The organism is Enterobacter cloacae complex sp. SHL001 (assembly GCF_049236825.1).
Lineage (GTDB): Bacteria > Pseudomonadota > Gammaproteobacteria > Enterobacterales > Enterobacteriaceae > Enterobacter > Enterobacter hormaechei_C.
The window spans coordinates 534,651-553,362 of record NZ_JBMKIP010000002.1 but is presented as its reverse complement, the minus strand read 5'-3'; the positions used below and the strand labels follow the sequence as shown (position 1 = coordinate 553,362).

The 18,712-nt window shown below is 53.3% G+C and carries 15 protein-coding genes; all 15 read right to left on the bottom strand.

The genetic code is table 11. The features are described 5' to 3' along the window. Window positions 1-43: 43 nt before the first annotated feature. The 15 genes from dbpA to ACOTYH_RS08030 all read right to left on the bottom strand — a co-directional run bounded on the left by dbpA (window position 44) and on the right by ACOTYH_RS08030 (window position 18,611). Window positions 44-1,417 (bottom strand): ATP-dependent RNA helicase DbpA, encoded by a 1,374-nt coding sequence (gene dbpA, locus ACOTYH_RS08100; RefSeq protein WP_047717456.1) that lies wholly within the window; start codon window positions 1,415-1,417, stop codon window positions 44-46. 57 nt (window positions 1,418-1,474) lie between these two features. Then, window positions 1,475-1,627, bottom strand: coding sequence for a hypothetical protein (locus ACOTYH_RS08095; protein WP_154606610.1), 153 nt, complete (start codon window positions 1,625-1,627; stop codon window positions 1,475-1,477). 274 nt (window positions 1,628-1,901) lie between these two features. Next, window positions 1,902-2,885, bottom strand: coding sequence for a zinc transporter ZntB (gene zntB / locus ACOTYH_RS08090; RefSeq protein ID WP_017382256.1), 984 nt, complete (start codon window positions 2,883-2,885; stop codon window positions 1,902-1,904). A gap of 90 nt (window positions 2,886-2,975) precedes the next feature. Further along, window positions 2,976-4,106 carry a methyl-accepting chemotaxis protein gene (locus ACOTYH_RS08085; RefSeq protein WP_080276444.1) on the bottom strand — a complete coding sequence of 377 codons (1,131 nt, stop codon included), beginning with the start codon at window positions 4,104-4,106 and terminating at the stop codon, window positions 2,976-2,978. Between the two features lie 316 nt (window positions 4,107-4,422). After that, window positions 4,423-4,911, bottom strand: a complete 489-nt coding sequence (locus ACOTYH_RS08080; RefSeq protein WP_058688803.1) for a hypothetical protein — start codon at window positions 4,909-4,911, stop codon at window positions 4,423-4,425. Between the two features lie 37 nt (window positions 4,912-4,948). Next, entirely contained in the window at window positions 4,949-6,256 is a 1,308-nt protein-coding gene (locus ACOTYH_RS08075) for a VasL domain-containing protein (RefSeq protein ID WP_058688802.1), read from the bottom strand. 23 nt (window positions 6,257-6,279) lie between these two features. Continuing rightward, window positions 6,280-6,735 (bottom strand): type VI secretion system baseplate subunit TssE, encoded by a 456-nt coding sequence (gene tssE, locus ACOTYH_RS08070; RefSeq protein WP_058688801.1) that lies wholly within the window; start codon window positions 6,733-6,735, stop codon window positions 6,280-6,282. Further along, window positions 6,735-7,280 (bottom strand): type VI secretion system lipoprotein TssJ, encoded by a 546-nt coding sequence (gene tssJ / locus ACOTYH_RS08065; RefSeq protein ID WP_058688800.1) that lies wholly within the window; start codon window positions 7,278-7,280, stop codon window positions 6,735-6,737. Before tssJ ends, tssE begins: the two co-directional genes overlap by 1 nt. Further along, entirely contained in the window at window positions 7,258-8,343 is a 1,086-nt protein-coding gene (tssG, locus tag ACOTYH_RS08060) for a type VI secretion system baseplate subunit TssG (protein ID WP_421637663.1), read from the bottom strand. Before tssG ends, tssJ begins: the two co-directional genes overlap by 23 nt. Further along, window positions 8,307-10,061, bottom strand: a complete 1,755-nt coding sequence (gene tssF, locus ACOTYH_RS08055; RefSeq protein WP_058688798.1) for a type VI secretion system baseplate subunit TssF — start codon at window positions 10,059-10,061, stop codon at window positions 8,307-8,309. The genes tssG and tssF overlap by 37 nt, the downstream gene beginning before the upstream one ends. Before the next feature lie 41 nt (window positions 10,062-10,102). Next, window positions 10,103-11,704: a type VI secretion system protein TssA gene (tssA, locus tag ACOTYH_RS08050; protein WP_058688797.1), complete on the bottom strand. Its 1,602-nt coding sequence runs from the start codon at window positions 11,702-11,704 to the stop codon at window positions 10,103-10,105. Next, complete coding sequence (locus tag ACOTYH_RS08045) at window positions 11,704-15,102, bottom strand: ImcF-related family protein (RefSeq protein ID WP_058688796.1); 3,399 nt, start codon at window positions 15,100-15,102, stop codon at window positions 11,704-11,706. The genes tssA and ACOTYH_RS08045 overlap by 1 nt, the downstream gene beginning before the upstream one ends. Before the next feature lie 5 nt (window positions 15,103-15,107). After that, window positions 15,108-16,538: a hypothetical protein gene (locus ACOTYH_RS08040; protein WP_058688795.1), complete on the bottom strand. Its 1,431-nt coding sequence runs from the start codon at window positions 16,536-16,538 to the stop codon at window positions 15,108-15,110. Then, window positions 16,538-16,801, bottom strand: coding sequence for a PAAR domain-containing protein (locus tag ACOTYH_RS08035; RefSeq protein WP_032648447.1), 264 nt, complete (start codon window positions 16,799-16,801; stop codon window positions 16,538-16,540). Before ACOTYH_RS08035 ends, ACOTYH_RS08040 begins: the two co-directional genes overlap by 1 nt. Window positions 16,802-16,889: 88 nt before the next feature. Then, window positions 16,890-18,611: a T6SS effector phospholipase Tle3 domain-containing protein gene (locus tag ACOTYH_RS08030; RefSeq protein ID WP_421637708.1), complete on the bottom strand. Its 1,722-nt coding sequence runs from the start codon at window positions 18,609-18,611 to the stop codon at window positions 16,890-16,892. Between the last annotated feature and the right edge of the window lie 101 nt (window positions 18,612-18,712).

Sequence of the window (18,712 nt, the reverse complement as noted above, 5' to 3'; positions counted from 1 at the left end):
CCTGGCAGCGTCTCAGATATCGTTTCTGAGACGCGTTTTAAGCTTATTTCAGCAGTCGAACGCGGCAGGTCTTCCCTTTAATCTTCCCGCCCTGCAACTGCTTCCAGGCCTTATGCGCAACCGACTGGCGAACCGCTACGTAGACATGCGCAGGATGGACCGTGATCTTGCCAATATCTGCCCCGTCGAGACCGATATCCCCAGTTAACGCCCCCAGAACGTCACCGGGACGCATTTTGGCCTTTTTACCGCCGTCGATGCACAGGGTGGCCATCTCCGCCGCCAGCGGAGCGATGCTGATATTACCAGGGGTATTCACCCAGTTGAGTTTCAGTTGCAGCATTTCCGCAAGAATATTGGCGCGCTGCGCCTCTTCAGGTGCGCAGAAGCTGATGGCGAGACCACTGTTACCTGCACGCGCGGTACGCCCGATGCGGTGGACATGCACTTCCGGATCCCATGCCAGTTCGAAATTCACCACCAGCTCAAGCGATTTAATATCCAGGCCACGGGCCGCCACATCCGTTGCAACCAGCACGCGAGCGCTGCCGTTAGCGAAACGCACCAGCGTCTGATCGCGATCGCGCTGTTCCAGATCGCCATGCAGCGATAATGCGCTCTGTCCGGCATCATTCAGGGCATCGCACACCGCCTGACAATCTTTTTTGGTATTACAGAACACCACGCAGGACGCTGGCTGGTGTTGGCTCAGCAATTTTTGTAGCAGTGGAATTTTGCCCTGCTGCGATGTCTCGAAGAACTGCTGCTCAATCGCCGGTAACGCATCGACAGTATCGATTTCAATGGTCAGCGGGTTCTTCTGCACGCGCCCGCTGATCGCTGCAATCGCCTCGGGCCAGGTGGCAGAAAAGAGCAGCGTCTGGCGTGTGGCTGGGGCAAAGCGGATCACTTCGTCAATCGCATCGCTGAAGCCCATATCCAGCATGCGGTCAGCTTCATCCATCACCAGCGTTTGCAGTGCATCGAGTGAAACAGTGCCTTTTTGCAGGTGATCGAGCAGACGGCCCGGCGTTGCCACAATGATATGCGGCGCGTGCTGAAGGGAATCGCGCTGCGCACCGAACGGTTGCCCGCCGCAGAGCGTTAAAATTTTAGTGTTAGGCAAAAAACGCGCCAGACGACGCAGCTCACCCGCGACCTGGTCGGCCAGCTCGCGCGTCGGGCAGAGTATCAGGGACTGAGTCTGAAACAGGGTTGCATCAATGTGTTGTAACAGGCCTAGCCCAAATGCAGCCGTTTTACCACTGCCGGTTTTCGCCTGCACGCGCACGTCACGGCCTTCAAGGATAGCCGGCAGCGCGGCGGCCTGGACAGGGGTCATAGTGAGGTAGCCCAACTCATTCAGGTTAGTCAGTTGGGCTTCAGGCAGAACGTTCAGCGTGGAAAAAGCGGTCACAATATACTCTCGTGGTAATGATTGCAGTCAGATGGCGCGTATCCTCGCAGATCTGCGCTAACGATGCGACAATTTAATCGGTTCTTCATCGGGTGGCGGATCCGGCATCGGCTGCGGACGTGGGACAGGATCGGGTATCGGCGTCGGATCGGTGGGCACCGGATCGGACTGCCAGGTGTTGGGGCGTTGCAGGGCAAGTAGCATACTCATCTTTTCCTCCAGATTAGGGTGCTGACTCCTAAAGGGTAGACGCAGATAAACAGGAGGCAAAAAAAAGCCGACTATGAAGTCGGCGTCGTACGAATCAATTGTGCTATGCAGTAATTCAAAAAAAGGAAGTAAGACAATATGGAGCGCAACGCCCATCGCTTGACGTTGCATTCACCTGCGGGAGTAATATTGCACCTAACATGGTCGGAGTTTATTGACTTCGCTCAATTAAAATGTCGTTTTGAAGCCGACTCTGCCTCAGAAAAGCGTAAATTTACAGCCATTTACTACGATGCAACCACCATGCAACACCCCCAATCAAAACCACTAACATGACGCAAAACGTGGTGAAGCCATAGTGATATTCACCGCCGGGGATCCCTCCGAGGTTTACGCCAAACAACCCCGTCAGGAAGGTACTCGGTAAAAAGACCATCGCCATCAGCGACATGGTGTACGTTCTCCTGGCTAACGACTCCTGCATCACCTGGGCTATCTCATCCGCCATGACTGCCGTTCTGGCAATACATGAGTCAATCTCGTCCAGTCCACGTCCGAGCCGGTCAGCGATATCCTGCATTCTGCGGCGCTGATCGTCGTTCATCCAGCTCATGCGCTCGCTGGCCAGCCGCGCATAAACGTCGCGCTGAGGGGTCATATAGCGGCGCATCACGATGAGCTGCTTACGCAGCAGCGCCAGAAAACCACGTGGGGGGATTTGCTGATCGAGCAGGTTATCTTCCAGATCGATGATTTTATCGTGAAGTTCTTCTATAAACTCGCTGGCATGATCGGTCAGCGCATCACACACATCCACCAGCCAGCTGCCGCAATCCGTAGGCCCCGTGCCCTCTTTCAGATCGTTAATGACGTCATCCAGCGCCAGCACTTTTCTCTGGCGGGTGGAAACAATCAGCCGTTCATCCATATAAACACGCATTGCCACCAACTGATCCGGACGCTCATCCGTACTGCCGTTTATACAACGCAGCGTAATTAACGTCCCCTCACCCATGCGGCTGACGCGGGGTCTGAGACTTTCTCCCGCCAGCGCATCCCGAACGTTGTTGGGCAGTAGCGGCGTGGACGCGAGCCACTCGGCGCTGTCCGGGTGCGTGTAGTTGAGGTGCAGCCAGCATGGATGTTCGCTGTCGATGTGATCCTGATCTTCAAGCGGCCTTGCGCCGCCTTGTCCATCAAACACCCATGCAAAAACTGCGTCAGGTACGTTAACCTCAGACCCTTTAATGCTCTCCACAGCGCCTCCACCGTTTTATCTCTTTCGGTGTCAGTCTAGCTTTCGCCGAGGGTTAAGCAATAATTATGTGAGGCATCGTCCTGAATACGTTCAGGAATTCACCGCCCATTCGCGGCTTCTTAACGCATTGTCAGTCTGGAACTCATTTTCCAGACGGAAATTACGTGTTCGTGTCTGGAGCTCAATCACCTGATTGCGCAGCACATCTGACGACCCATTGAGTTCCTCAACCATCGACACGTTGCTCTGCGTTACGCGTTCAAGCTCTGACAATGCCTGCGTAATTTGTGAAATACCTTTTTCCTGTTCTGATGTTGAGGCGGATATTTCATCCATCAGTCTGCTCACATTGCCCGAACCGGTAACAATGTCATGCATGTTTTTTTCGGCTTCAGAGACCACGTTAACGCCCTGCGTCACGTTATGGCTGGTAACTTCAATCAGTGACTTAATATTTTTTGCCGCTTCGGCGCTACGATGCGCCAGGCTTCTCACCTCACCCGCGACCACAGAAAACCCTTTACCATGGTCGCCCGCTCTTGCCGCTTCAACGGCGGCGTTAAGCGCCAGAATATTGGTCTGAAAAGCGATACCGTCAATCAGCGAGATAATCTCTGTCATTTGCTGGGCGCAGTCGGTAATCGACTGCATATTGTTCGCGACCTGCCCCATTAATTCTCCGCCTTTACGCGCCTGTAACGTCGCGATATTCGCCTGCTCGCTGGCTAAACGGGTATTGTCGGCATTATTTTTTGTACTTGCAGCCATCTCTTCCATGCTGGCTGCCGTTTGCACCAGCGAAGCTGACTGCTGTTCTGTTTTGACGGAAAGCTGCGCGCTGCGTGAAGAGAGTTGATCTGACAGGGTCATCGCGGTTTGCGAGGAGGCGCGGATCTCACGGACCAGGGTTGCAATGTTGCTGGAGAGACTATTAATCCCCGGGATCAGGCGTCCCGCACAATTGTTGCCAAATTCAGGTATCGACACGCCAAGTTTGCCTGACGTCACTTCTTCAATACTTTTTTTCACCGTATTGATCGGCGTCACAAGATATTTTGTCATGTACGCCCAAAGCAAAAATAAGGCGATGAATTGTACAATTATGACTGCAATAAAAAGCGAAGAATTTCGTGAAAATAGCGCTATAACTCCATCACTTACCAAAAATACACATAAAAGGAAATAGACAATGAACGTTCTGACACTAATATTTCTTAGCATACGTTTTCCTGGGACATTATATTTTGGTTGGCATTAAGGGTTATAGCATTGCCATACGAATTTGTCCTCACGTTCGTCGCTGGTTTGTTGTTTTGCAGTTTGATTTGCTCAGTTTTACTTAAGGCGGATAAAAAGCATGTTTTACGCTAAATATCTGGCTTGTCGTTGGGTTACTGATACCCCTTCAAAAATGTTAATTATATATTTAAGGAGGGGTACTGTAGGCCGCCGGTGTGTAGTGGTGCTTAATAAGTTAACGTAGTTAATATATATTAACTACGTTAATGCGCGCTCCTTCCGTTAGGGTGACTTACGTTCAGGCCAGACAGTCGATAGCCTGGAAAAAATAGTCCTCAGTCATGAGAATATTCTCTTTTGCACTTTGATGCCCGCGACGAATATACCAGCCTGTATCAGGCGCCATGCTTAAATGGAATATCCTCGCCCCCGACAGACTATCGGGGACATTAATACTCATCGTCACACACCCCTTCTCCGGCCCGCTGATCACCTGTTCTGGCATAATGGTGACGCTGCGATCCCCATTTTGCAAAATGATCGTCGTAATGGCATAACGACATATACCGCTACTGAGGCTGTAGCCAACCGTACTTAAATCGGTGATATGTTTTTTAGATAAAAATATTTCAATACCAGAACCTTCAAACCATGTAATGATTTGCTGCGCAAGATCCTCCATCCGCTCACAAAACGCCCTGACTTCGGCCTCAGCCGTATTAACATAGATCGGTTTGTCCCCGATGCTCTGCTGCACTTTCTTAAAAAAACGCTCTCTTGCTGACATGTCAACTCCGTGTTTTTCGCCAGTCTCATTATTCTTTTTAGTGCTTCAGCAGGGCATAGCTGGCAATCAACTGCTGAAGATGCTGTTCGGCTTGGTTTAGCTGCGCTGCTGACACGGGTTGCCCGGCAGGTAAAATGGAAAGCAGACGAAGCTGCTCCTCAAGCGGAACGGTATGGCTGAAGGACTGCGACATGGCAAACACGGCTGATTTCAGTTCGCTGACCGTCATGTACTTCCCCTTCTGTTCATCCAGCGCGTTTAGCCTGTTCGTCAACTGCTGTAACTGCGTCATTCCCTGATGCCAGCCATTCAGCTCTGACTCTGCAAGTCCGGCAACGCTAATCTGCTTGTGCCACTGTTGCGCCAGGGGTTTGGCCTCTTCAGGCCACAGCGTCAGCGCCTGCTGCACCAGACGGTCGCCGTAGCTTACTGCCCAGTCTGGTTTCAGGTGTAAAAGCTGCGCTAACAGCTGCTGTGTCTTGCTGATCCCCGGTTCAGGTGGCGGTGACGTTTGTTGCAGCGCCTGCAACTGTGCTGTAGAGAGTCCATCAGGTAAAGGAGTCAGGGACGCGGCCAGCTGAGTTTGTACTGAATCTGGCGCATGCATCGTCTGCCATCCCACTGCGACAATGCTGGCTGCCACCAGCATGAACAACATACCCGCAGCAAATGGCTTCCACTGCTTCACGGGTACAGGAGGCTCTTTATTCGGCAACGGCTCGGGCTGAACCACATAAACCCATTTACAACGCTCTGTCGGTTCTGTGAGGTGGAGTTCAGCGGCCCCCACCGCGTTACCCGGCAGACTTACGCCCGTATTTTCGCTGTTTTCCAGACGCACTGCTGCGTTCTGCATCATCGTGCGCAGAGCATCAAGCTGAGCAGCATGCTTAAGTTCGAGGCGCTGCAACATGTCACTCAGAGCCTTCAGATTCTCCTCAGCCTGATAAAGCTGCCCTAAATCGGCATACGTCAACGTCAGCGTTCTCACCACCTGTTGCAGGCGTTTGCTCAGTGCATTGAGGATTTCAACTCGCGCATGGACAGGCTGTGGCCAGAGGCTACCCCACTGACGGACGACCAGTGCAGCCAGTAGCGCCAGCCCTTCATTCATACCATAGAGGCCGGCAAGATGCGTGCGGGCGAGCGTATACCAGGCAGCCGTTTGTAGCTCCACACCGTTATGCTCGAACAGTGACAGACAGAGCGTTTCCGCGTGTTGCCAGTTAACATCCGGGCGTGCCGGATGGGTGAGCTTGTTCATTTCGTCGCGCAAGGCAGCGTAATCCGCAAGCGTGCGCGGATCCCCGCCGGTTTTAAGTTGGCGTTCAGAATTTATTGTCATAACTGTTTTAACCTGAGTAATAACTAGATGGCGGCTCGTGCATCGAGGTATTGCTGTTGTTTCAGATGACGGATTAATACCCTGCCCTCGGGCATAAATTCCGTGCCGTAGCGCACCAGCCCCACCCCCTTCAGCTCCGCATCAATGGCGTAGCGGAGTTCACCGGGCTGCATCTGTTCCTGCATAACCACGTTAATCCGGCTCAGGCGCGGCTCATATTTCAGCAACACGGCCGACAGTGTGGTGATCAGCTGGTGGGCGGTCCCGGGCATTCCCTGGAGGATTTTTGTCATATCCGGCAGGCCGTAGTCCGGCAGGTGGGCCAGCGTACCGGCGCGGCAGTTGAGGATGCGCTGCATGTTATCGAGTACTGATAAAATCACCTGATTCTGTTCGCTGACCTGGTTGAGGCTCAGGCCACCTGAGAAATTGCCGCTCAGCATTTCATACAGCGATGGCGTATTATGTCCCTTAGGCATCAGTCATCCTTCAATGGCTGTAACGTCAGGTGGTTATTCCCGGCCTCCAGAATGCGCGGCTTATCCGGATCGAGATCTTCACGTTTTAGAACCTGCTTCCAGGTATTGTTTACCAGGTCCGGGTGACGAAACAGGCCGACTACCGCGACAAACTGCGTTTCTTCTTCCATTGGCATATCAAGATTTGTACCACCGCCCGGTTTTACGACCACATCGCGGGTCGCCATCAGGTCGGTTTTCAGAATAGTTTCGCCATCGTTCAGTAGTTGCTGGTAAACCGTTTTATCGAAGATTTTACGGTCTTTCAGCTGATAGACACGAACTACCACCGGCTCGGAGAGTGAGTTACTTTCGCGGGAATCGGTGTTTAGCGCTTCACGCGCCGTGAAATCCAGGTGCAGCATCTTAATTTTTTTGTAGAACACGGCGTTAAATGCCGATTTGGTGCCATCGGTGATACCCTGCGTCATCCCGCACCCCGTCAGGCTGAACACCAGCAGTGCAGGCAACCAGCCTGCGGATTTAATCAAACTTGTACGTAACACGTCGGTTTCCTTGTTGTGGTATTGCCGGCTTCAGGCCAGTGTAATAGCCCAGTTCCGTCGTAAAGGTCGGTGGGATATCGTCTTTAAGTTCCCCCTCATCAGCACCCAGCACGCCGTTCATCCCGAGCCAGAAAGGGCCTTCGCCAAGCGGCGGAACGGCCAGCAGTCGGGTCCGTGTGGTCAGGGTGATCTTCGCCTTAAAACGCCAGCCGAGCCAGACACGAAGCATCACCAGAAAGTCCTGATACAGCAGACCGTCCGGCTTCCAGCCCTGTGCCTCCTGTTCATTATCCGTTGTAAGCGCAACCAGCAGTTGGCTACCCGCATCCATCGCTTCGTCACCCAGTGGCGTGTTGCCGTCCAGCAGAAAATCGTCATCACCGTAAAAGCCCAGCGGCTGACCCATTTCCACCGGCCGCAGGAAGTATGGACTGACCTTCACGGTGGTATCCGGGGCCAGCAACGTCACCAGCGCCTGCATTCCCTCCTGAGTTTTGCCCGGTTGCTGTAGAACACCCAGCAGAGCCAGAAAACGGGATACCGGTGTGGCGATGTGGTCTGCGGTGCCGGGAATACCCAATCCCACCAGGCCCAGCAGTGACTGCGAGATGCTGTCCGTACCACCGGGTTCAAAGGTGGCCGGATAAGAGTATTTACGCCAGATACGGTAAAACTGCGTCAGAATGCGATGGCTGAAAATATCCAGAAAACCCTGTAGTGCGTCATGCCCTTCCCGATGCTGAGCGATGTCATCGAGATACGCCATCGGCAGGGGTGAGTCGACACCGTACATTCCCATAAAGGTCGTGCGGATAAGTGGTGGCCGGCTGTCATCATCCTCATCATACTCCACGGCCTTCAGCTCACTGGCCGGAAATCCCATCCCCGGATGCGGGGCAAAGCGTACCGGGTCATCGCCCGGGTGACTGGTCGAACCCATCAGCGGCCTGCCTGGGTTACGCTTCTCCAGCAACTGGCATAAACGGTAAAAGTTAATACGATGCAGGTCGGCTTCCAGCCGTGGGCTCAGCCGGGAATGCGGCGGTTGTGCTTCTCTTCCCATTCCAGGCGTTCTCCGGTCGGTTGCAGAATGATAATCAGGCGGTTAAACAAATAGATGTCAGTGTATAGCGCAAAGAATCGGCTCATCATCTCGCCAAATAAGCAGATGTCGCCGCGTCCGGCAAAGCCATTGCTGTCCAGCGTGACTTCAATCTGCACGCCACGGACCAGGTAGCCCTGTTCAAAGCGCTCCGTTTCACTGTGCTTCACCTCGAGGATGGCTTCCAGACGGCGACGGTTCATCTCGCTGTCGGTCCATTCATACAGCGCCAGGGTACCGCGCAGCACGTCGGCATTATCCATCATCGACAGAAATCCGCTGCCAAGGTGACTCAGTACGCGCCAGTGAAAACGGTCCTGCGCAGGTGGGTAACAAGGCAGCGTCGGCGCACACAGGTTGCGCACGGCAATGCTGACCGAAGTGGTTTTCATCACCGTATCAAGCACGGTGCTTTGCAGCGCACGTCGTGGCAGTTGACCATTGGTGCCGGTGAGCGTCAGCGACAGGCTTTCGTCTTCCGGGACGGTATGATTATCAAATGCTTCGCCGCCAAGGATGAGCCAGGTGTTATGCAGGCCGGACGGACCGCGACGCACGCGGGTGTGGTAGTAATATTCCGGTGCTTCATGACGCATCATTCCTCCCTTATGACGGAAGCTCGAAAACGGCACGTAGGTGTGCTGGCTCGATGACATCACCGAATCCACGGTATATATCTCGGTATGGCCATCCTGCACGCGCATCGGGCGCAGCATGTATTCGGTTTGCAGAGAATTGAGCGTCAGCGGATCGGATTCCAGCGGGAACAGGTTAATGACCGGCACGCAATTCAGGCGCAGGTGCTTTTCGGTAAAGCTGAAGTCATGCTCCCAGCGTTCCGCCAGCACCACGTCGATTTCAAACCACGGGATCTCAGCCGGAAAGACCACGCTCTCCAGCCCGCGCAGCCCCGTAAACATGAATTTCTCGCGAAAGGTGAAGTACTCCAGCAGCAACTGGTAACCGCTGAAACTGCTGTCCCCCTTCGGCCACAGCCTGTCATCATCACCAAACCCCAGTGCGATGAAATACCCGTCCATCGGCCTTCTGTCCGTGTCACCCGGCATGCGTAGCCACAGGCGCGCAGTATTCATGGTAAAAGCTTCATGCATAGCGCAGGCCAGCGGCGCGTCAGCATTGAAATAGAACGGGATCTGGCTGAGATCGACACGGCTCCAGTCAGCAAGATGGCTACAACTGAAGCGCAGGCTGATGACAGAGCGCCCGTCAGGATCAGTCGACAGGCGGGCATGCTCCAACGCCAGTGGCTGAAGGGTTATCTCTTTAGTTGTGGTGTAGCGACAACGGGTGCCTTTTTCACCGATCGGCCGCGAATTGACCTCGAAACCTCTAGCAATACGCATCGGTTCTTTCATCTCACGCCAGACAGGAGTGAACTCCACCACCGACATCGAGGGAATAGTGCGCAGGTAATGCGGCCACAGCAGACTGACCAGCCCTTCAGTCAGTTCAGGCAGGTCGTCATCAAGCTTCTCACGCAGGCGGCCCATCAGAAAGGCAAAGCCCTCGAACAGTCGCTCCACGTACGGGTCGCGCGCGCCCGCTTTATCGAGATTGAGCATTGCCGCCTGTTCAGGGTGAGCGCGGGCAAATTCTTCGCCGGCTTCCAGCAGGTAGCGCATTTCAGCGTCGTAATAACGCAGGGTTAAGTCGTCCATAAGAACCTGAATATGTGTGTTTTAAAGGTATGTCAGTCGCTTTACCCGCAAAGTACCGCACAGCCTGCCGGGTCAAGGGCAATCAGGCCCGCCAGAAGCTGGTCCATCTCTGGCTGAAGCCGTGACTTATCGGTTTCACTGCGGGCGGCTTTCATACGCAGCAGCCTGAGGCGGCGCGATTTCACTTCAAACAACAGCGCTGGCGTCCACTGAGTGAGGGTGATGGCCTGTGCTGCACCGTCAAGCTCACCCAGCAGATGCAGCGCCAGTTCATTCTTACCCTTCTGCTCAGCCACACGTGCCATCAGCAGACGCACCAACCATTTGTCTTTGGTGGTGTCGGTACCCGGGCGCGTTTGCAGCCAGTGGAGTGTGGCATCCAGACCATCCGTGTCAGCTTTCTCCAAAGCTTCCGGTTCAAGGGCCAGAATATCGTTGCCAGTTTCACTCAAGGCACTGACAGGTTCATCCCGCCAGTTGGACATCTCGTCGAGCACGCTCTGGTTTATCCAGTTCAGCGTGACCTCATCAGCAAAGGGTGTGCCGTCATTGAAGGCCAGCGTTTCAAGTCCGGGAAGGCGCCGCAGCAGCCCTTTCAGGTCAGCGGTAATGATATCGGCCAGCACATCCTGGCCTGATTTAATCAGGGCCTGATGGATGTACCACTGCAAATCCAGCCAGAGATGATTGGCGCCACGCGAGAAAGTGCTGTCCGCTTGTTCCAGTATCTCCAGCCAGCTCTGTTGCAAATACAGCCGTTTAAGCATTGCACGCTGGTCAGCCCGCGGCGGTTCGATGCGCGTTTTCCCTTCGGCATCCGGTGCCGGGATTGCTCTTAGCGTGTCGTGACGCAGACTTTTCATCAGCCGGTGTGCGGCAAGCCAGCCATCAGGTTGCTCACGCAAATATCCCGTCAGGGTTCGGGCCTGAGCCAGCAAATCCTGACCGGATGTGATGCGGCTCAGCACTGGCGCGTCCTGTTCTGCCGTGTGAGATGCCGACTGCGGGCGTGTCTGACTGCTGGCGTTCTGGGGTATTACCGCATCCACGCCACCGGCTTTCATCAGGCGGGCTCCCAGCGCGCTGTACAGGGCACTCAGATCTGGACGTGACGCTTCAGGCTCAGTTTCAAGACTGTCTCGGATGAGCAGCAACGCACCGGTCGTACGCTGGGCATCGTCGCGTACCACTTCTGGCCAGAGTAACAGGCTGTCAAGTAGACGAGAGCCTGCGAGCCACTCCAGCGCCGGTTTACGGCTTCGCTCGCGCTGTGGATGGAGCTGTGTTCCATACTGGGTTAGTAATCCCGCCAGTAACTCAAGCCCTTCAGCAAACCCGGTTTCACCGTCCTGGTGCAAGCGCGCCCAACAATAGTAAGTAGCAACCCGGACATCTTTGGCCTCTGTGGTCAGCACCTTTTCAGCCAGCTGGCAAATCAGCCCGGTATCAATGCCGGAAAGTTTATTGACCTCCTCCCGGATACGCTGGAAATCATCGTCATAACCCGGGTCTTCTCCTGTAGGATTGATCTCACTGATAGGGGTAAGCCAGCGCTGCCAGCTTTCCATACGTGACTGCGCCTGCTGTCGCAGCAAGGTTTCATCCGCCTGGCAGGCAACAACCAGATTCTGCAAAGCGTCCATTATTCGACTCCGTCCATGTCACTGTTTTCTGTGTTGGTCATCAGCGCCTGCGCCATAGCCGCGCTGTCGACGCTGAATATTTGATCTGGCAGCGTAAAACCCCGCAGTGCCAGTAACGCCAGCGGCCCACTGCCCAGTTGTGAACGCAGTACCCACTGTAGGGTCCGACCATCCGGGGCGGTAAAACTCATCATCCACTGACTGCGGTCTAGCTGCTCTCTCTTACTTTCATCCAGCCAACGAATAAAGCCCCAGGTTCCGCTGTAATCACCAAACAGACGTGCGCCCGCATTGACGGTGGTCCATGTCAGCATGGCTCCGGGCTTGTAGGTGTCACCAGGCCAGCGGAAGCTCTGCCAGTCTGCCATCTGGTTGAAGTAGTGCAGCTTTTGTCCATCGATAGTCAGTTGCGTTTCTACCACCTGCGGTACTGGACGCGCCTGTAGCTCAAAGCTGATGCCCTGACTGCCGTCGGTAAATAAGATATCCGATAGCTGGCTGAGCTGATTAATCGCCCGCAGGAAGGCTGGATTAAAGCTCAGCCCCTGGCTATTAACCTTATCTGGCACCCACTGGCTGCCCTCCTTATGCAGCACACCGCCGAGTTCCGCGGTCAGGAAGCGCTCAATGCGTCCGCTGTCCTTACGCACAAACTCAGCCAGCATTGGCAGAGAGGAATCACTCTTGCTGATCGCGAATGGGAAACGTCCGTCAAATGCCGTATGCCAGTTCGCCACCACGGAGCGACCCCATTTGTCATTCAGGCTCGCTGCCGATGGCTGAAGCACAGTTTCCCAGGCCTGGGTCAGTGGCTGCACAAACATGGTGCTGCCAAAACCACTCCACTCTTCGCCCAGGCTTGCAGCAATTAGGCTGCCGTACTGCTGCGTGTCGGTCAGATCCACGCTTTTACCCTGGAACACGGTCTGCGCCAGGCTCTGCATCATTTCCTGAGGGTCAGAGGCGCTGGCGACCTGTTGCAGACGCAGACGCACACGGGTGATACGGGTAAGATACGTTTGCAGGCTCAGTGAGTTGTCAGCCGACATAACATTGCTGCCTTTGTTTTTACCCATAAGTGCCAGCAACGGTCCAAAGGTTTCATCCAGTGGGCCCTGCGGGCCTGAGGCTGACTGGTCAATTACCGGTTTGTCCTTCCCGCCTACCAGGTCTTTAGCCGATTTGATGATGGAGTCCGACAGGCCTTCACTCTTCTGGCCGGTCTGCCCCTGCCAGGCGAGGGTGTTCATCAGGGCAATCAGCGGTGACTGGCGAACATCACTCATCAGCGTCAGCTGGTCAGTGACGTCAGCAATATTGTTTGCCGAATTAAGTTGCAGGCTGTTGAGGAAGCTCAGCCAGCTACCGGCAAAGTCGGTGAAGTAGCGTTCCGTCAGTCGTGCTTTCAGTGCTTCCGGCGACAGGTCTGAGGAGACGGCTTTCCGGCTGTCGCTCAGCACCCAGTCAATTTCATCGCGGCGGGAGTTTGCCGCTTTCTCAATGGCCTGCTGGATACCTCCCTCCCAGGCCTGACGGGTGAACATGCCCGGCACCACCTCATCAGTGGTAAACAGGCGACGGGCATCGGTACCGCCGGTCATGTCCTCCAGAGACACATCGGCGAAGTTACGACGCACGGATTTGAGCATGTTCTCGTACAGCGTACTTTCCGCGTTGCGCCGTCCAATTTGCTGCAACAGCACCTGGCGGCTCTGGCTGACCAGTTGCTCATCCGGTGTGGTTTTCCACTGTGACTGCGCTGGCAGTTCGTTGATGTAGAAAGCCCACAAATCCGGTGACAGGCTTTGCCACAGGCCAGCTGAGATGCCTAAACGCGTCGGCTGCACGGTTTTCATGGTTTGCGCGTAGAATGCACCATCAGCTTTATCCGGCCGGGTCATCATCAGCCAGGCTTTCAGCTGGTCATAACCCGGTTTCGCCATCTGTGTCCGCTGGTCGCTGTTGGGTGCCGAATTGACCAGCGCAATGAGCTTCTGCTTAAGCGCTTCATTTGCCGGGTCACGTATCAGACGGTTGTTCGCCACCCCGTACCAGGGCAGCATTGCGTCAAGCAACTGCTGATCATGGTTCAGACCAAAGCGCTGATACCATGGCGTGCCGTCCTGAATATGGTGCAGCAGGCGACCGGCATCATTACGCAAAGCATGCAGGGCAGTCAGTTGGTAATCCGATACAGAAGGGTGGTCCACCAGAGCATGAGCCTGCTGTGCAACAGAAACGATTTGTGACCGGTTGACCGCAAACGACAGCAGCGTCCCTACCCCCCAGACACTGATGATGGCCATCAGTGCCCAGGCCAGCGCTCGTTCCCACGGCATACCGACACGACGGCCACGTATGCGGGTGCAGTCGTCAACAATACCCTGCCAGGTTGCTGGCAGAGTCAGGGCATGACGCTGTGATCCATAATTCTCAGCGTCGGCTGTTTCCGCTGACATTCCGGCAGGTTTCTTCTCCGACAGGCTGAACATCAGACAACGCAGCGGGACGCGCTGCTGAGAAACAAAGAGCCATGGCTGCAACTGCTGAGCCCAGCGGGCAATAGCACCGTCGTTCAGGTGCTGGCTCAGGCGCAGCAGGAAGTCGTGGCTGCTGTTTTCCGCGACCTGACTCATCCCCTGCGTCCGCAGGGCCGGCAGCATCAGTTCCAGCTGGCGGATCACATCGTCTTCTTTTGCGCGTGGTGGAAAGCTTGCGCCTACCGCCTGCTCAGGACGCGTACCCTGCGACCAGTGACTGCTGCACAGTTGCCACAGCCAGACCGGAGCGGAATAACGCAGCAGTTCGCTGATTTTTTCCAGGCCGCGTAAATCGCTATCGCTGATATGTGGGGTAAGATTAAGCGACTCGGGCAGTACACGGATAATCCCGTCCAGCGGGCGTCCACGGCGTAGTTTACGCAGCGCGGTGTATTTTTCGCGGTCAGGCTCCGATGCCAGGCTGCCGCCGTAAATCAGCACGGTGCGGTTGCCTTCAAGCCACTGCTGCTGTTGCAGGCCGGGTACCAGTTGCTCAATCGCGCCTTCATCGCCGGTGATCAGCAGCAGGCGGACTTTACGCCGCCAGAAGAACGAGTGCCGCCTTCTGAGATTCCTGCTCAGTGCTGAAAAATCATATTGATCCGACGCGCTTTCTTCGTTGGGATTGTTTTCACCATCAGGCGTAACGGGAGAGGGATTTTGTTGCCTGGACAACGTAAAGAACACCAGGGTGCATAATGTGGCGGTCAGAATGATGCAACCTGCCAGCACATACCAGAAATTATCGTCACCGCTACCGGACGGTAACTGCGCTGTCTGTGCAAAAATAAAGAGTATCATCAGCAGAACTGCCACGATAAGTAGTCCTGCTCCCAGTGGCTTTGAAACCTTTTTCATGCCGGTTATTCCTTTCCGGAGTGTCGTGCAACCCTGATAAATTCCGGGCGCTGAAGACGGGCTGTAATTCGTCTCAGCAAAATGGCCAGCCCAGGCAATGTCACAATCATTGACAGCAGAAGAAGAGAGATCCCTGCCCAGGAGAATGCAGTTGAAGGGAAATAGCGGATCATCAGACTGTACAGCCCAGCATTAAGCAGTAATGCCATAAGAACAGATCCCCCGGGAAAGGGAGGCTGAATCACGAAATGATCATGCCCGACTGCAGGAGCGGCGTTTCCGAGCGACACAGCCCAGGCATCGTCTTCACCTTCGAGAAGAAGCCACTGGCTGGTGGGGCCATAAGCAGCCATCTCAGCCGCAGCGCCAGTCATTGCCCAGCCAGCAAGACCGCCATACCGGACACTGGCGGTGTCATAGTCAATGACACCGCCAGTGCCAATGCTATCGTACAAAGGAACCGACAGATCATTCAGCACCATGCTCACTGACTGTCTTGGCGCATCTGTGAGCCCACTGTGCCAGACAAGGTGTTTCTTGCTGGCAGACGTGAGGGCCATATCCCGTAATTCAGTGAGTTCCGTTGCAAGCATACGGGTGTTGAGCGGCATCGCCCGGAAAAGCCGTAATGCATTTTTTTGCTCACCCGGATTCAGCATCGATGGTGGCATCAAAAATAACGCGCTGGCAAATTCCGGCAGAACATCATTGGGCAAACGATAGTGCATTGCCAGTACCAGTACGGGCCGCTTTGTTGACGCCACAAACTGATTCCAGTCATCAAAGGATGAGTCTACGTCCTGAAAATGAATCTCAGCTTTCCAGGGAGGGGAACCTGCTGACCAGATACGATAGAAAGACTGAGATTCACGGTCTTTGTCGCTACCGTTGGTCTGAACAATAATCTGGAGTGGGCCGGAAGAATATCGCCGCCGAATCGAGGGCATTATCTGAGCAATGAGATGACGAAGCAGCTGCTCAAAACGTGAAATACCGGGTGTAAGCGGTTCGTCTGGCAACATCGTGAGAGGCGATGTGTCTGCACTTTCCTCTTCCTGCGTATGTGCGAGACGATCTAACAGTCCCGTATCGGCAGTAATGAAAACATGGCTGAGAATGACAAGATGCTGTTGTGCACGTAAGCGCCACTTCAGACGCATGTTCCGGCACCACTCATTCCAGTTCCAGACACGAACTGCCAGCATTTCCTGCCTGAAAGTGTAAACCGCGATGGCTGCCGAAATGCCCGCAAATGTCCAGGCCGTCAGTGGCAACCAGGCCCCACTGCTCAATGAAAGTAACCCTGTCGCCGGAGATTTCAGTACAGCAACAAGCAGCCCGGTGAAAAGTCCGAGAATAATAATCAACAGACAGTTCCACGGTGACCAGGATGGTGCCTGCTCTTTTTCAGGCACTTCCGGAAGAGACCATCCCATCAGCCAACCTCCATATCCGGCATACTTGCGATGACACTCGAACCACACTGCGTCTTGCAGCCATGCAATACAATTCCACGCCCGTTTTCTTCATACGCAGAAACATCGCATTCAATAATTTTATTCATACCGTGTTCCGGGCAACTGACGGTATCATTCAAAAGTGCGGCATTTTTACCGGATATATCGAAACTGGATGAGGCTGATGTGACTTTGCCACCATGCGTAGTGGCATCCCCTAAAACGACGACAAATTTCCCCATTTGCTAATCCTTTAATTCGAAGAAAACAACTGACTATATAGCGTTGAATTTTAGCAAACCCACTGAACAACAACCTACCGAAGTGTGTTTATGCTTTATTTACAGCTCTATATGCTGGCAGCTTACTTTGCTCTTTATAAAATTCATCAACAACAGTGTCCTGACTAATTAAATCAAGTTCAGGTACTTTGTCTGGCTCTCCACTGGAGAGATAAGGATCCTCTCCCTGCGTCCAGTCCGCTTTTCGCCGTAAATCTGCCATAAATTCTTTATCCCAGGTTGCATCGCAATACCCAATCGGTAAATCATATGCCACCACCTGAGACATGAAATCAGCACGCATAGGAAGAGTACTATGATCCGTGGGCTGAGAAACATAGGTTCTTATACGAAGATCCTTTTCTTCAAATGTCTCCTTACGGGTCACAGGCACCATTCGGGGCTCAGATTCAGTTCCCACATTTTTAAATCCAATCACAATATCCTGATTGGGGTATAAATTGATGTAATTGTCATAGGTATTGTCGTTTTTTAGATTTTTATCCGGATTAATTTCCCCCCAGCCATCTATCTGTCTGTCATCGTGTTCAGCTCCAACACGTGATACATCAAAATTAGCTAATTTTGCAGCATCTATAGGTTCAGGTACCTTTTCGGCATTAATAAAAACCGTTTGCCATTCCGGAGGATCTGGATAGGTGAAACTACTGCTTTGATACTTGTCGCCTTTATCATCCCAGAACGGTTTACCATCCGGCAATTTTGCAAAAGGTGTTGCGGGATTTGGCGCTTCGCCACATGGAGTACTGCGAGCCAGCATGCGCTGAAATAAATTTCCCTGATGCTTTTTCAGCAGAGGATGAGGCTGCCCCTGAGAATTATTGGGTAATCCCTGCCAGCCAATTGAGCGTAGCGGACGTGACCCCATAACTCGATCATGAGGACAGAAGTAAATATAAGTGCGTCCGTGGTTATCTCGTTCGGCAAGACTGCTGCCACTTTCACTGGCAAGAGCGACATCTGGTCGCCAGTTCTTTTTATCTACCGTCTGTCCGACACAAAGCCCTTCATAGCCCAGTGATGATAAATGATTTTTTCTGGAAGCCACCTTATCAATGATGGCAGATAACGTATTCTGCCGCCCTTCTGGCGAAATGCACTCATCTGCCGGAAGTGACGCCCCATTAAGATCGTTATGATCCAGTGCATAAGGAGAATTAAGTACAAATAATGCATCAGGTACATTCCTGGCTATCGCTACCGCAGCCATTGCAACCATGGTTCCCTGGCTGTGAGAAATAATGGTTACTGTATCTTTGGGATATTTATTACGAATACTGTCAACCAGGTCTGCAAGGCGTTTTGCAGCATGCGCGTAGTATTTTCGCGGTGGCGCATTGGTTAACAGGCGATCTTTGTCTTCATTAAACCACTGGACTTTGATACCTGCTACTCTCTCTTTAAACCCTGTCTCACTCCATAAAGAGTGCAGATTATTTGTACCGTTCTGGAATGGCCCGCCGCCCCAGAAAAATGGCCCCTGAGCAATAATATTTTCATGAGGCATGCCTTGCCTTTTTAAGTGATGGTAATCAACGTCTTTCCTATTGGCTAACGGTATAACATATTTATCTTCATTACCTTTAGGTGAAGCATACCCCCAGTAAAAGCGAATGACTGGAGAGGTTTCCTTCTTAGGCGCAGGCAAATCTCTTTCTATAAGAGGTTCAATCTCTATTTTTTCATCAGAAAAATATTTATTAGCCACCAGTTTATAATCAGTCCCTTTTAATCCAAGTCTCTTATTCAGGCCATCACAAATTTTGTCCTCAGCAATTGAAATTCATTCTCCTGTCGAGTTAACACCATGTACAAGAATAATAATTCCAGGCAAATGTGGAGGTAAATCAC